Source organism: Bradyrhizobium sp. (assembly GCF_030646015.1).
Taxonomy (GTDB): domain Bacteria; phylum Pseudomonadota; class Alphaproteobacteria; order Rhizobiales; family Xanthobacteraceae; genus Bradyrhizobium.
This window is the reverse complement of the sequence record NZ_JAUSLT010000038.1, coordinates 38,917-53,314: the sequence shown is the minus strand read 5'-3', so window position 1 is coordinate 53,314 and position 14,398 is coordinate 38,917. Positions and strand designations below refer to the sequence as shown.

Annotated in this window: 12 protein-coding genes; 6 read left to right on the top strand and 6 right to left on the bottom strand. The window is 63.6% G+C overall.

From position 1 onward, the window contains the following. Together dctP and Q7T45_RS05805 are read right to left on the bottom strand one after the other, a co-directional pair. A partial coding sequence (dctP, locus tag Q7T45_RS05810; RefSeq protein ID WP_304868667.1) for a TRAP transporter substrate-binding protein DctP occupies positions 1–462 on the bottom strand: 462 nt, incomplete at its 3' end. A gap of 101 nt (positions 463–563) precedes the next feature. Beyond that, a complete protein-coding gene (locus Q7T45_RS05805) occupies positions 564–1,784 on the bottom strand; it encodes an NAD(P)/FAD-dependent oxidoreductase (protein ID WP_304868665.1) in 1,221 nt (406 codons plus the stop codon). 262 nt (positions 1,785–2,046) lie between these two features. Between Q7T45_RS05805 and Q7T45_RS05800 the strand changes: the two genes are divergently transcribed. Together Q7T45_RS05800 and Q7T45_RS05795 are read left to right on the top strand one after the other, a co-directional pair. Then, positions 2,047–2,856, top strand: coding sequence for an enoyl-CoA hydratase/isomerase family protein (locus Q7T45_RS05800; protein ID WP_304868663.1), 810 nt, complete (start codon positions 2,047–2,049; stop codon positions 2,854–2,856). Continuing rightward, complete coding sequence (locus Q7T45_RS05795; RefSeq protein WP_304868661.1) at positions 2,853–3,431, top strand: histidine phosphatase family protein; 579 nt, start codon at positions 2,853–2,855, stop codon at positions 3,429–3,431. Before Q7T45_RS05800 ends, Q7T45_RS05795 begins: the two co-directional genes overlap by 4 nt. A 143-nt stretch (positions 3,432–3,574) precedes the next feature. On the opposite strand, the gene Q7T45_RS05790 is transcribed toward Q7T45_RS05795, so the two are convergent. Continuing rightward, complete coding sequence (locus Q7T45_RS05790; RefSeq protein ID WP_304868659.1) at positions 3,575–5,281, bottom strand: IlvD/Edd family dehydratase; 1,707 nt, start codon at positions 5,279–5,281, stop codon at positions 3,575–3,577. Positions 5,282–5,415: 134 nt separating this feature from the next. On the opposite strand from Q7T45_RS05790, the gene Q7T45_RS05785 reads away from it, so the two are divergent. Then, the gene (locus Q7T45_RS05785) at positions 5,416–6,459 is read left to right on the top strand and encodes a Gfo/Idh/MocA family protein (protein WP_304868657.1); all 1,044 of its coding nucleotides are present in this window, start codon (positions 5,416–5,418) and stop codon (positions 6,457–6,459) included. After that, on the top strand, positions 6,456–7,148 hold the full coding sequence (locus Q7T45_RS05780) for a GntR family transcriptional regulator (protein ID WP_304868655.1): 693 nt from the start codon (positions 6,456–6,458) through the stop codon (positions 7,146–7,148). The genes Q7T45_RS05785 and Q7T45_RS05780 overlap by 4 nt, the downstream gene beginning before the upstream one ends. A gap of 6 nt (positions 7,149–7,154) precedes the next feature. Here Q7T45_RS05780 and Q7T45_RS05775 read toward each other — a convergent pair whose 3' ends face one another. Further along, a complete protein-coding gene (locus tag Q7T45_RS05775) occupies positions 7,155–7,973 on the bottom strand; it encodes an NAD(P)-dependent oxidoreductase (protein ID WP_304868653.1) in 819 nt (272 codons plus the stop codon). 243 nt (positions 7,974–8,216) lie between these two features. On the opposite strand from Q7T45_RS05775, the gene Q7T45_RS05770 reads away from it, so the two are divergent. Next, the gene (locus Q7T45_RS05770) at positions 8,217–9,182 is read left to right on the top strand and encodes an SMP-30/gluconolactonase/LRE family protein (protein WP_304868651.1); all 966 of its coding nucleotides are present in this window, start codon (positions 8,217–8,219) and stop codon (positions 9,180–9,182) included. Between the two features lie 123 nt (positions 9,183–9,305). Here Q7T45_RS05770 and Q7T45_RS05765 read toward each other — a convergent pair whose 3' ends face one another. Together Q7T45_RS05765 and Q7T45_RS05760 are read right to left on the bottom strand one after the other, a co-directional pair. Then, complete coding sequence (locus Q7T45_RS05765; RefSeq protein WP_304868649.1) at positions 9,306–10,736, bottom strand: aldehyde dehydrogenase family protein; 1,431 nt, start codon at positions 10,734–10,736, stop codon at positions 9,306–9,308. 331 nt (positions 10,737–11,067) lie between these two features. Further along, on the bottom strand, positions 11,068–13,437 hold the full coding sequence (locus Q7T45_RS05760; protein ID WP_304868647.1) for a transketolase: 2,370 nt from the start codon (positions 13,435–13,437) through the stop codon (positions 11,068–11,070). 138 nt (positions 13,438–13,575) lie between these two features. On the opposite strand from Q7T45_RS05760, the gene Q7T45_RS05755 reads away from it, so the two are divergent. Next, positions 13,576–14,037 carry an Lrp/AsnC family transcriptional regulator gene (locus tag Q7T45_RS05755; RefSeq protein WP_304868644.1) on the top strand — a complete coding sequence of 154 codons (462 nt, stop codon included), beginning with the start codon at positions 13,576–13,578 and terminating at the stop codon, positions 14,035–14,037. Positions 14,038–14,398: the final 361 nt, after the last annotated feature.

The following is a 14,398-nucleotide window of genomic DNA, read 5'->3' as shown; positions in this document are numbered from 1 at the left end:
GGTGACCATGCGCTCGCCGTAATAGGTCAGCGCGACGATCTTGTGCCTGGTCTTGTCCTCGTAACCCTTGGCGATGTCGCGGAACAGCTTGCTGTCGCGGTAGGACTTCCAGTGATTGAAATCGCGCACCATGAACGGCGCGCCGGAAATCGCCAGCGGCTTGTGGATCGAGCCGGCAAACGACGTGCCGGTGTAGATCATGTCCACGGTGCCGAGGCCGAGGCCCTCATTGATCTGGTTCTCGTTGCCGAGCTGGGACGCCGGAAACACTCCGATTTCATAGCGGCCGGAGGTGCGCTTCTTGATTTCCTCGGCGGCCCACAGCGCCTGGGTATGATAGGGCTCGGCGACCTCGTAGACATGCGCCCATTTAAGCTTGGTCTGGGCCGAAGCCGGTCCTGCAATGGCTGCTGCGATGATGAATGCCGTCGACAAAACTGCACGGCGCGTCCAAACGGACATGAATCCCTCCCCTTCAAATTATTACTGGGACCTCGTTGACGGGTCCTCGGGCGACAACGTCGCCGATATGAAGTGCGGATGCAAGTGGCGACAAAGCCAACTTAAGTAAGGGCCGCCTTCAGATCGAAACTCAAATCCGCCGCCTGTTCCGGCTCGATCGAACGGCCCAGCGCCAGGATCTTGCGTCCGAACACGTGATCCGACGCACGGTTGACGGACTCGACGCCGACCAGCTGCCCGGATTTATAGCAGAAGGCCGAGAACGATCGCTGCGCCGGGTCGCCGCGCACCACCACGCGATCGTAGCCGGTGGTCAGGCCGGCAATCTGCAGCTTGTCATCGCCCTGGTCGCTCCAGAACCATGGCAGACCGTCATAGGTCCTGGCATCGCCGGTCAGCCGCGCCGCCACGCAACGCGCCTGATCGGTGGCGTTCTGCACCGACTCCAGCCGCAGCGCGGCGCCGAAGCGCGGGCTTGCGAACAGCGCACAGTCGCCGATCGCCGAGATATCGGGATCCGACGTCAGCAATTGTTCATCGACGATGATGCCTGACGCCACCTTCAGGCCGGCCTCACCCGCCACCTCGACATTGGGCAGGACACCGACGCCGACCACGACCAGGTCTGCCGGTATATGACGGCCGTCGCTGAGGCTGGCCCCGGTGACGCGGCCGCCGTCGCCCTCGATGGCGGTGGCCTGCACACCGAGATGGATGCGGATACCCGCCGCGGTGTGCCTGGCTTGAAAATATTCCGAGATTTCCACGGTCACCGCGCGCGCCATGACGCGGGCGCCGAGTTCGATCACATCCACCTCGAGGCCCTTGGCCCGCGCGGTAGCGGCGAATTCCAGCCCGATGAAGCCGGCGCCGATCACGACGACGCCCTTCCCCGACGCGATCCGCTTGCGCAACGCCTCGCTTTCATCGAGCGTCCGCAGATAACGCACGTCTTCGAGACCGGCATTGGGAATATCGAGCAGGCGATTGCGTGCGCCGGTCGCCAGCACCAGGTGCCAGTAATCCAGCGAGGCGCCCGATGCGAGTTGTAACTTTCGCGCGCCGCGATCGATCGAGACGGCGCGATCGGCGATCAGCTCGATGGTCTGATCGCGGTAGAATTTATCCGGCCGGAACATCAGGCTGTCCGGCCGTCCCTCGCCCTTCAGATAGGCTTTCGACAGCGGCGGCCGCTGATACGGCAGATGGGCCTCATCGTTGAGCAGGCAGATGCGCCCGGCAAAGCCGTGCTGGCGCAACGACGCCGCTACCTGAAAACCGGCGTGGCCGGCGCCGACAATGACGACCGTTCCCTGCGTCATCGGGGCAGCCCAACTGGAAGGGCACAGGGATTACCCATGTCATCTCCTTAATATCAGCCGATTTGGTGCTTGCCCACATCATCCCGAGTGGCGGCGCTCGTGGCCGCAGCTTGCAGGACGGGAGCATCGCTCGACCCCATGGGATCGTGCATGAGGGTTGGCGCCAAGGCTCGTTGCCCAAGCCTCGCAGACTTCACCGGGATTGTCACCTGTCCCCTTCTGCGATTTAAATGCCGCGTCCCAAACCCCGAGGTCCCCTGCAATGCCGACACCAGATCCGGCTACCACGTCCCTATCAGACGATCCGGCGCTGCTCAGGATCGACGGCCCGATCGCCACCATCACGCTCAACCGGCCCGGCGCCTTCAACTCGATCGACCTTTCGATCGCGAAAAAGCTCGAACAACTCGGCGCCGAGGTCGAGGCCAATGTCGACATAAGGGTGCTGGTGATCGAGGGCGAAGGCCGCGCCTTCAGCGCCGGCGGCGACCTGCAGACCATCGGAGCCGCCGCCGAGGCGGACACCATCGCGCCCGTGGTTGGCGAACTGCTCAAGCATTATCACGCCTTCATCGAGACCGTCAGGCGGATGCCGAGAATCGTACTGTCGAGTGTCCACGGTTCCGCCGCCGGCGCCGGCATGGGCCTCGCCTTCGTCGCCGACCTCTGTATCGCAGCCGATACCGCCCGCTTCACGCCGGCCTATGCCAAGATCGGCGTCTCGCCGGATGGCGGCAGCACGGTGGGCATGGTGGGGACGGTTGGCGTCCGACGCGCGTTGCAGATATTTCTCAGCGAAGACAGCTTCTCCGCACAGCAGGCATATGATTGGGGTCTGGTCGCCAAGGTCGTGCCGGGGGCCGAGCTGAAAGCGGAAACGCGAAAATTCGCCGAGCGGCTGGCGCAGAATCCGCCGGCCGCCATCGCCGGCACCAAGTCGCTGGTCTACCAGGCCGCGGTCACCCCGACCAAAGCGCAGCTCGATGCCGAGGAAACCAAGATCATCGACGCCATGCACACCGATGATTTTCGCGTGGCCGTGAAGAAATTCACGAGCAAGACGAAAGCGTGAGACCGTCCGCGGCGCCGTCGCGCTCGTTTCTCTGCGTCCGTCACGGCGTCACCGACTGGAACCGGCAGGGCCGGTTCCAGGGTCTGACCGATATTCCCTTGAATGACGAGGGGATCACGCAGGCCCAGGCGGCCGCCCGCCGGCTGCGCGATATCAGGTTCGATTACGTGGTCAGCAGCCCGCTGATCCGTGCGGTGAAGACAGCCGAAATCATCGCTGCCGGGTCAGGCAAGCCGGTCGCTATCGATGCCGATCTGATCGAATGCGATTTCGGCAGCTTCGAAGGACGCCCGATATCCGAGGTGATGGACGAACACGGCATCACCGCGGTGGAAGCGCTTGCCACCATCCTTCCCGAGGACGGCGAGCCGTGGCCATCAGTCTCCAGGCGCTCGCTGCGTTGTGTCGGCCAATGGCTCGACCGCTATCCACAGGCCGCCATGCTGTTCGTCTGCCACGACGCCATAATGCAGTCGATGTCGGAAGCATTATGCAAGAAATGGTTCAACAACCGCCATGGTACGCCGTTCAGGTTCGCGCAGGCGGGCGAGGCGTGGACGCTCGAGGAAATATAAAAATTTCCCTCGTCGTCCCTGCGAACGCAGGGACCCATACCGCGTGATCTATCGATTCACGGAAACTGCCGGACGAACTGACGCAACCTCGACCGCTTGTGGTTATGGGACCCTGCGTTCGCAGGGACGACGATGGAGATTGCCTACCCCTTGCCCTGGCCGCGCATGAAATCGAAATCGCAGCCTTCGTCGGCCTGCAGGATGGTCTCGTTGAAGAGATGCGCGTAGCCGCGCCTGGCCCAATCCGGCGTGCTTGCGGGCGCCAGCGCGGCCTGCCGCTTTGCCAGCTCGGCGGCATCGACCAGCAGATCGATGCTGCGTTTGGAAACGTCGAGCCGGATCATGTCGCCGTTCCTGACCAGCGCCAGCGGGCCGCCAACCGCGGATTCCGGCGTGATGTGCAGCACGATGGTGCCGAACGCCGTGCCGCTCATCCGCGCGTCGGAGATCCGCACCATGTCCTTGACGCCGCCGCGCGCCAGTTTCTTCGGGATCGGCAGATAGCCCGCTTCCGGCATGCCCGGCGCGCCTTTCGGCCCGGCATTGCGCAGCACCAGCACGTCGTCGGCATTGACGTCGAGATCGGGATCATCGACCCGCAGCGTCATGTCTTCGACGGATTCGAACACCACGGCGCGGCCGGTGTGCTGGAGCAGTTTCGGACTTGCCGCCGAATGTTTTATGACGGCGCCACGCGGCGCCAGATTGCCATGCAGCACCGCCATCGCGCCCTCCGGCTTGATCGGGCTCTGTCGTGCCCGGATCACATCCTGTCCCGGCACTTCCTCGGCGGCGGCGACGACATCGCGCAAGGTCGCACCGGTGATGGTTTTGGCATCGAGGTCGATCAGGTCGCCTAGCTGCGCCATCAGCTTCGGCAGGCCGCCGGCATGATGGAAATGCTCCATGTAATGATCGCCCGACGGCTTCAGGTCGATCAGCACCGGCACCTCGCGGCCGAGTTCGTCAAAGCCTTCGAGATCGATGCGATGCTCGGTGCGGTTGGCGATCGCGGTGAGATGAATGAGACCGTTGGTCGATCCGCCGATCGCCTGCAGCACCACCTGCGCGTTGCGGAATGAGGCCTTGGTCAGGAACTCGCTCGGCTTCGGCCCCTTGGCCTTCGCCATCTCGGCGGCCACCTTGCCGCTGGCCTCGGCGGAACGGAAACGTTCGGCATGCGGCGCCGGGATCGTCGCGCTCATCGGCAGCGACAGGCCCAGCGCTTCGGTGATGCAGGCCATGGTGGAGGCGGTGCCCATCACCATGCAGGTGCCGACCGACGGCGCAAGCCGGCCGTTGACGGCCTCGATCTCGACATCGTCGATTTCGCCGGCACGGTATTTTCCCCACAGCCGCCGGCAATCGGTGCAGGCGCCCAGCACCTCGCCCTTGTGATGCCCGACCACCATCGGCCCGACCGGAATGACGACGGTCGGAAGGTCGGCGCTGAGCGCGGCCATGATCTGCGCCGGCAAGGTCTTGTCGCAGCCGCCGATCACGACCACGGAATCCATCGGCTGGGCGCGGATCATCTCCTCGGTATCCATCGCCATCAGATTGCGCAGATACATCGAGGTCGGATGCGCAAAGCTCTCGGCGATCGAGATGGTCGGAAACACCATCGGCATCGCGCCCGCCAGCATCACGCCGCGCTTCACCGCTTCGATGATCTGCGGCACGTTGCCGTGGCAGGGATTGTAGTCGCTGTGGGTGTTGGTGATGCCGACGATGGGACGGTTCAGCGCGTCATCGGAATAGCCCATCGCCTTGATGAAGGCCTTGCGCAGGAACAGCGAAAAGCCGGCATCGCCGTAACTGGTCAAACCCTTGCGAAGCCCGTCCGCCATCGTGACTATTCCTTGTCGCCCTGTTTCCCCCACTTATGAAGTCCGCAGAATTATTGTCAATCTTTGATATTGTGTCGCGGATCAGCCCGGATCGATGGGGAAAATATCAATATTATTGACAATGAAATGGCTGCGTGCTGATTTCCCGGCATGAGCCGAAGGGCACGCACATGAACAAGCCGCTGCGCATTGGCCTGATCGGCGCCGGCATGGTGAGCCGTCACCATCTGCTGGCCTGGGCCGAGCTTGCCGGTCAGGCTCACGTGGCGGCGGTCGCCGATCCAGCCCACGACAATGCCGCGCGGCGCATGGCCGAATTCGGAATTTCGAAGTTCTACGACGATGCCGAAGCGATGCTGGCTGAGACCGAACTCGACGCCATCGATATCGCGGCGCCACGCCAGATGCATGCGCCACTGGTACGGCACGCCGCGAAGCGAGGCCTGCCGGTGCTGTGCCAGAAGCCGCTGGCGCCCAACCTGTTTGAAGCCATCGAACTCGCCGCGGAAGTGAAGAACCAGACGCGCCTGATGGTGCATGAGAACTGGCGTTTTCGCGGCTACTACCGCGACGCCGCGGCGTGGCTACGCGAGGGCCGCATCGGCAAGGTCAAACAGGCGCAGCTGACGCTGCTGACATCGGGGGTGCTGCCGGGTCCCGACGGATTGCGGCCGGCGCTGGAGCGGCAGCCTTTCATGCGCCGGGAACGACGCATGCTGGTGGCCGAAGTGCTGATCCATCATCTCGATACGCTGCGCATGCTGCTCGGACCGCTGCGGGTGACGGCCGCCGAACTCAGCCGCAGCTTTTCCGAAATGGCGGGCGAGGACGGCGCGGTGATCCAGCTCAAGGCCGCCGCTGGCGGCGCCGTCACCGTGTTCGCCAGTTTTGCGGCGCACGGGTTTCCGGCTGTCCAAGTCGACCGACTCGACATTCTCGGCGATGCCGGCTCGATCAGGCTCGATGGGCCGCTGCTGACCTGCGCGGGCGCTTCCCCGGCGGAGAAGCACTACGATCTCGCCGCAGAGTACCAGGGCTCCTACAACCGGACCATCGCGCACTTCGTCCAGTCGTTGCGCGACAACACCCCGTTCGAGACCGCGCCTGAAGACAATATCGAGACCTTGCGTCTGGTTGAGGATTGCTACCGCTTGTCCGGCTGGGAGACGAAGCCATGACCTTGCAGGCATCATCACCCGGCACCGCCGCGCCGACACGCGAGGAAGAACAGGCGGATGTGATCCGCCGGCTGGAGGAAGACATCATCTTCGGCCGCTTCGCGCCGGGCTCGCGGCTGGTCGAGGACACGCTGATGGCGCGCTACCGCGCCAGCCGGCATTTTGTTCGGCAGGGCCTGTTCCAGCTGGAGCGGCAAGGCATTGTGCTGCGCGAAAAGAACATCGGCGCCACCGTTCGGTGCTATTCCAGCGAGGAAGTCCGGCAGATCTACGAGGTGCGGGAAATGCTGACGCGGCAGGCGGCGCTGATGATCGCCCTGCCCGCCCCCGCAAGCCTGATCGAGCAGCTCACCGAGCTGCAGCAGGAATATTGCGCCAAGGCCGACGCGCAGGACCTGCGCGGCATCCATGAGGCCAACGACGCTTTTCACGTCGCGCTGTTCTCCGCCTGCGGCAATCCCTATCTGGTGCGCTCGCTGCAGGATTACATGAACCTGACCCTGCCGATGCGGGCGAAAAATCTCGCCGATGCAGAGGGCCTGGCCCTGTCGCGCCGCCAGCACGAATTCATGATCGAACTGCTGCGTGGCCGCGACAACTGGGCCTTCGCGCAGCTCTGCGTCGACCACATGCAGTTCAGCAAGTCGGATTATCTCGGGCGGATCGCCGGGGAGAAGAGCGCGAACTAGCGGCCGTCATTTCCAATCGATAATCCTGCTCATGTCGCCATCGAACTCCATGCCGCAGAACGCCCCGCCCTGGTAGAAATCGCCGACGGGATCAGGCTTGAGCTTGGCCTGTTCGGCCATCGCGTGTTCGCGATGATCCTCGCCGCGGCCGGTCGGGCGATAGCCGAGGTCGTAGGCGCGGTGGTTGTCCCACCAGCTACGCTCGTTGTAGGACGCGCCGTATAAAACTTCAAAATGGATGTCGGGATGATCGAGCCCGATCCGGCACAGCTGCACCAGGTCTTCCGGCTTCAGCCAGATCGACAGCCGGCGGTGATCGAGCGGCACCTCGCCGAAATTGCCGATCCGCAGGCATGTCACCCCGAGCCCGTGCTTGTCGGCGTAGAGCGCGCCGACCGCCTCGCCAAACACCTTGCTGACGCCGTAGCGGCTGTCGGGCCGCGGCGTCACGTCGGTGCCGATGCGGTGATGGCGGGGATAGAAGCCGACCGCGTGGTTCGACGACGCGAATACCACGCGCTTGACGCCCTTCCTGCGCGCCGCCTCGAACAGGTTGTAGCAGCCTATGATGTTGGACTGGTGAATCTGGTCCCAGGTGCCTTCGACCGAATAGCCACCGAAATGCAGGATGCCGTCGACGCCTTCGCAAATCGCCTCGACCTGCGCGAGGTCGGCAAGGTCGGCGGCCTTGAATTTCTCGTTCGCGCCGAGATCGTCCGGCGTCTTCAAATCGCTCAGCAGCAGGTCCGGATAGACCGGCGGCAGCAGCTTGCGGAGGCTCGTGCCGATTCCCCCTGCGGCGCCGGTCATCAATATGCGTGGCATTTCATTCCCTCATTCTCATAGTTTGAGATGAGTATGGCGCGGTGACCGCGATGCAGCAAGACTCTCTCAACGTCATTGCGAGGAGCGCTTGCGACGAAGCAATCCATTCTTTCTTCGCGTGGCGCGATGGATTGCTTCGCTATGCTCGCAATGACGGGATGAGGCTCCGGTCGCTTGCTGACAGACCGCGCGGATGATAGCAAATGGACCCGCGAGGAAACGCAACAGCAACGAGAACAGCAAATGTCCGAGGCTTTACCCCGCGCCGGCTGGCAGCCGGCGACCTATTATCCCGATCCCGCGATTCACGCGCTCGATCCGCGCTTTGAAAAATACTGGTGGAAGCTGTCGGCGGTGGAGCGGCTGACCACGGGGCTGCGCTGGGCCGAAGGCCCGGTGTGGTTCGGCGACGGGCGCTATCTGCTGTGCAGCGACATTCCCAACCAGCGCATCATCAAGTGGGAAGAGGAAACCGGCGCGGTGAGCATTTTCCGCAAGCCGTCCGGTTTCGCCAACGGCAATACCCGCGACCGCCAGGGCCGCCTGGTCACCTGCGAGCATGGCGGCCGTCGCGTCATCCGAACCGAGTATGACGGCGCCATCACCGTGCTGATGGATTCGTTCGACGGCAAGCGGCTCAATTCGCCGAACGACGTCGTGGTAAAATCCGACGGCTCGATCTGGTTTACCGATCCCGTGTTCGGCATCCTCGGCAATTACGAGGGCTACAAGGCCGAGTCCGAGATCGACATGAACGTCTACCGGATCGATGGCACCACCGGCAAAGCCAGCATCGTCGCCGAGGGCATTCTGGGGCCGAACGGGCTGTGCTTCTCGCCGGACGAAAAAATTCTCTACATCATCGAATCCAGGGGCGTGCCGACCCGCAGGATTCTGGCCTATGACGTTTCAGTCAGCGGCGAAAAACTCTCCAACAAGCGCACCTTCGTCGATGCGGGTCCCGGCACGCCCGACGGCATGCGCGCCGACATCGACGGCAATCTGTGGTGCGGCTGGGGCATGGGCGATCCCGAACTCGACGGCGTCGTGGTGTTCGCGCCCGACGGCGTCATGATCGGCCGCATCGCGCTGCCCGAACGCTGCGCCAATCTGTGTTTCGGCGGATTGCAGCGCAACCGGCTGTTCATGGCCGCGAGCCAGTCGATCTACGCGCTGTATGTCAACACGCAGGGTGCGCTGGGGGGATAGGCGCTGCTGTCGTCCCTGCGAACGCAGGGACGACATCGAGTTTGTTGATGCACACATCCAAAAACGCAAAAACGCCGGAGCGGATGATCCGCCCCGGCGCTGCATTCTTCTCTCGTGCCAAACTTACGCGGCGTTGTAGCCGGCGACCGCCTTGACCTCGAGATATTCTTCCAGGCCGTACTGGCCCCACTCGCGGCCGTTGCCGGACTGCTTGTAGCCGCCGAACGGCGCGGTGCGGTCGTTCGGCTGGCCCTGCAGGTTGACGTTGCCGGCGCGGATCCGGCGACCGACCTTGCGGGCATGCTCGACGGTATCGGCGAAGACATAACCAGCCAGACCATACGGCGTGTCATTGGCGATCTTGACGGCGTCTTCCTCGTCCTTGGCACCGAGGATGGTGAGCACGGGTCCGAAGATTTCCTCCCGCGCGATCGTCATGTCGTTGGTGACGTCGGCGAAGATGGTCGGGCGCACATAGAAACCCTTGTTGACGCCTTCCGGCAAGCCGGGGCCGCCGGCAACCAGAGTAGCGCCTTCGTCGATGCCCTTCTGGATCAGGGTCTGGATCTTGTCCCACTGGATACGGGACACGACCGGGCCGATGGTGGTGCCTTCGGCGCGGGGATCGCCCGCCTTGGTCTTGTCGGCCACGCTTTTCGCGATCGCGGCGACTTCCTTCATCTTCGACAGCGGCACGATCATCCGGGACGGCGCGTTGCAGGACTGTCCGGAATTGTTGAACATGTGCATGACGCCGCCGGTGACGGCCTTGGCGAGATCGGCGCCTTCCAGGATGACGTTCGGCGACTTGCCTCCGAGTTCCTGGCTGACACGCTTGACCGTGGGGGCGGCGCGCTTGGCAACGTCGACTCCGGCGCGGGTCGAGCCGGTGAACGAGATCATGTCGATATCCGGATGCTCGCTCATGGCGGCGCCGACCTCGGGCCCGAGGCCGTTGATCAGGTTGAACACGCCCTTCGGCACGCCGGCTTCATGGAGGATTTCCGCGAAGATCAGCGCCGAGGTCGGGGTGAATTCCGAGGGCTTCAGGATCATGGTGCAGCCGGCGGCGAGCGCGGGCGCGACCTTGCAGGCGATCTGGTTGAGCGGCCAGTTCCACGGCGTGATCATGCCGATGACGCCGACGGGCTCGCGCACCACCATGGCGGAGCCGATCGGCTCCTCGAAATGATAGTTCTTGAGCACTTCCAGGGTGGAAGCGATATGGCCGAGGCCGGCACCGGCCTGCAGCCTTTCCGCCATCGGCAGCGGCGCGCCCATCTCGTCGGACACGGCGGCGCCGATGTCCTTCATGCGGGTCTTGTAGACCTCCATGACCTTGGTCAGCAGCGCGACGCGCTCCTCGCGACTGGTCTGCGAATAGGTCTCGAAGGCGCGCTTGGCGGCGGCAACCGCCTTGTCGACGTCGGCCTTGGATCCCAGCGCAACCTCATACATCGCCTCTTCGGTCGCCGGATTGACGACCGGGGTGGACTTCTTGACGACGGGATCGACCCAGGCGCCATCGATGTAGAATTGCATGCGGTTGACCATCGGAAACCTCTTTATTTTGAAGTAAATGGAGGAGGAACGGAGCGTTCGGCAGGCATCCTTGCACGAAAGCCGGGAGAATTGAACCCGCCATATGCGGGACGCCGCGTTGCGGCAGGCGCGGAATATAGGGGCAGGTTTGGGATGGAAGCAAGACGGGGCAATTCTTGCTTTCCCTCCCCTGGAGGGGGAGGGTCGGCTCACATTGAGCGCAGCGAAATGTGAGACGGGGTGGGGTGATCTCTCAACTCGGACACCGTCCGAAACGATAGACTGTCACCCCACCCCGATCGCGACGCGATCGACCCTCCCCCACCAGGGGAGGGTGGAAAAATCACACCGCCATCGTGCGGTGCCGCACCGGTCCGCCGGCCGTCAGGCTTTCGGCAGCATCGATGATGGCGTTGGCGTCCATGCCGTGGTGGCGGTAGAGGTCGCCGATGGTGCCGGTCTGCCCAAAGTGCTCGACGCCGAGTGCCTCGACGCGGTGGCCGCGCACGCTGCCGAGCCAGCCGAGCGTCGCCGGGTGGCCGTCGATCACGGTGACGATGCCGCAATCGCGCGGCAGCGGCGCCAGCAGTTTTTCGATATGGCTGAGATGCGCCACCCCGCGGCGGTCGCGGCGCAGCTTTCGCGCCGAGGTCCAGCCCGCATGCAGCCGGTCGGCCGAGGTCACCGCCAGCAGGCCGACATCGCGCCGGCTCTCGCCGATCAGGCCGATGGCCTCGATCGCCTCCGGCGCCACCGCGCCGGTGTAGGCGACCACCGCCTCGCAGTTCTCGCCGGGCTTGCGCAGCCAATAGGCGCCGTCGGTGATGCCGCGTTGCAGCTCCGGCGTCATGATGCGCTGCGGCTGGTCGATGGTGCGGGTCGACAGCCGCAAATAGACCGAGCCGCCCTCGCCCGCTTCCTCGCGCTGCATGTGCTGGAAACCCCAGCCCATGATCACGGAGAGTTCATCGACGAAGGCCGGCTCGAACGAGGCGAGGCCATCCTGCGCCATGCCGATCAGCGGCGTCGCGATCGACTGATGCGCGCCGCCTTCCGGCGACAACGTAATGCCCGACGGCGTCGCCGCCACCATGAAACGGGCGTCCTGGTAGCAGGCATAATTCAGGGCATCGAGGCCGCGCTGGATGAAGGGATCGTACAGGGTGGCGACCGGCAGCAGCCGCTCGCCATTGATGGCATGCGACAGCCCCAGCGCCGACATCAGGATGAACAGGTTCATCTCGGCGATGCCGAGCTCGATGTGCTGTCCCTTCGGCGAAAAATCCCAGTTGAAGGTCGACGGGATCTTCTCGCTGCGGAACAGGTCGGCCTTCTCGGCGCGCGCGAACAGGCCGCGGCGGTTGACCCAGGCGCCGAGATTGGTCGAGACTGTAACGTCGGGCGATGCGGTGACGATGCGCTCAGCCAGATCGCTGTCGCCGCGCGCGAGTTCGTTGAGCACCAGCCCAAAGCCCTGTTGGGTGGACATCGCAGGCGACGGCTTGAACGACAGCCGCTCGGGCACGTCGATCACCGGCGCGGTCAACCTGCGGCGGCCGTCGCGGTTGAACGGGGCGTCGGCCAGAAAGGCCTCCAGCGCGGCCGGCTCCTGCGCCAGCCCCTCGAACTTCTCCCACTCGTGCCCGGTGCGGATGTTCTGCGCGCCGCGCCATTTCTCCATCTGGGTCACCGTCATCAGGCCGGCATGGTTGTCCTTGTGGCCCTGGAACGGCAGCCCGACACCCTTGATGGTGTAGGCGATGAAGCAGACCGGGCGATCATGGTCGATCGACTCAAAAGCCTCGATCATGCTGGCCATGTCATGGCCGCCGAGATTCGACATCAGCGCCAGCAACTCGTCGTCGCTGCGCCGCCCGATCAGGTGCGACACCGCGCCCTGATCGCCGATCTCGTCATCGAGATGCTTTCGAAACGCCGCCCCGCCCTGAAAACACAGCGCCGCATACATTGCGTTCGGGCAGGCATCGATCCAGCCTTTCAGGGCCTCGCCGCCGGGCTCGGCGAACGCCGCCTGCATCAGCCGTCCATATTTCACGATCACCACGTCCCAGCCGAAATTTCGGAACATGGATTCGAATTTTTCCCACAGCCCCTCGCGCACCACGGCATCGAGGCTCTGCCGGTTGTAATCGACCACCCACCAGGTGTTGCGCAGGCCGTGTTTCCAGCCCTCCAGCAGCGCCTCGAAGATATTGCCCTCGTCCATCTCGGCGTCGCCGACCAGCGCGATCATCCGCCCCTCCGGGCGATCCATCATCCAGCCATGCGCCTTGACGTAATCCTGCACCAGTGAGGAGAACAAAGTCTGCGCCACGCCGAGGCCCACCGATCCCGTGGAGAAATCGACATCATCGACGTCCTTGGTGCGCGACGGATAGGATTGCGCGCCCTTGAACCCGCGAAAGTTTTCCAGCTTCTCGCGGCTCTGGTGCCCGAACAGATACTGGATGGCGTGGAACACGGGGCTGGCATGCGGCTTCACCGCGACGCGGTCTTCCGGCTTCAGCACCGAGAAATACAGCGCCGACATGATGGTGGCGAGCGAGGCGGACGAAGCCTGGTGGCCGCCGACCTTCAGCCCGTCGGCATTGGGCCTGATATGATTGGCGTGATGGATGGTCCACGACGACAGCCACAGCACCTTGCGGGCCAGCGCGGACAAGGTTTCGAGGCGTGCGGGATCGATCGGCATGGCAATACTCCCGGCAGGGCGAAATATCCGGGAATGTTAACGCCTTGGCCGCCGTCAAAAATCTCAAATTTCCGCGACATACCTGCGAATATTGGGATAAAATCCTAATCCTGAGCCCACTGAACCGAGTTTATCCCAATGCACAGCCTCGACGCCATCGACCGCAAGATCCTCGCCCAGCTGCAATCCGACGGCCGCACCACCATGCAGGAGCTCGCCGACAAGGTCGGCCTGTCAGTGTCGCCATGCCACCGCCGGGTCAAATTGCTGGAACAGCGCGGCGTCATCACCCGCTATATCGCCACCGTCGACCAGAAATCCCTGGGGCTCCACGTCAGCGTCTTCATCTCCATCAAACTGGCGCGGCAGAAGGAGGAAGACCTCAACCGCTTCGCCAAGGCGATCTCGAAATGGGACGAGGTGCTGGAATGCTATCTGATGACCGGCAACCGCGACTATCTGCTGCGCGTGGTCGCCGCCGACCTGTCATCCTATGAAGCGTTCCTGAAAAACAAGCTGACGCGCCTCGACGGCATCGCCTCGATCGAATCGAGTTTTGCGCTGAGCCAGGTGAAATATTCGATCGCGCTGCCGGTGTGAGGTCAAATCGCGTTCCAACTGTTGAACGTTTGCAACACATCACGCCAATATTACCAGCGTCACGATTGCGCCGCACGAAAAGCCCATTTGAAAACGCAACTGCCGGCTTCGACGCAAATCAGGGGACACTGAATGCGACAAGCACGACTTTCGATTGACGGGAATGGGCAGCCGGATGGATACACCTTCTTCTTTCAGATGGCGAACGGCGGGCCTGTTGCGTCAAGGTCGACGCGACTGACATACATGAGGCGTCGGCTCTGTTTCGCGAGAAATGGCCTGTCATCGAGTCGATGGCGCGCGACGGCATCAAGACCGGAACCGTCGACGACGGTGTCATCACGCTCGTCATGCCTTGATG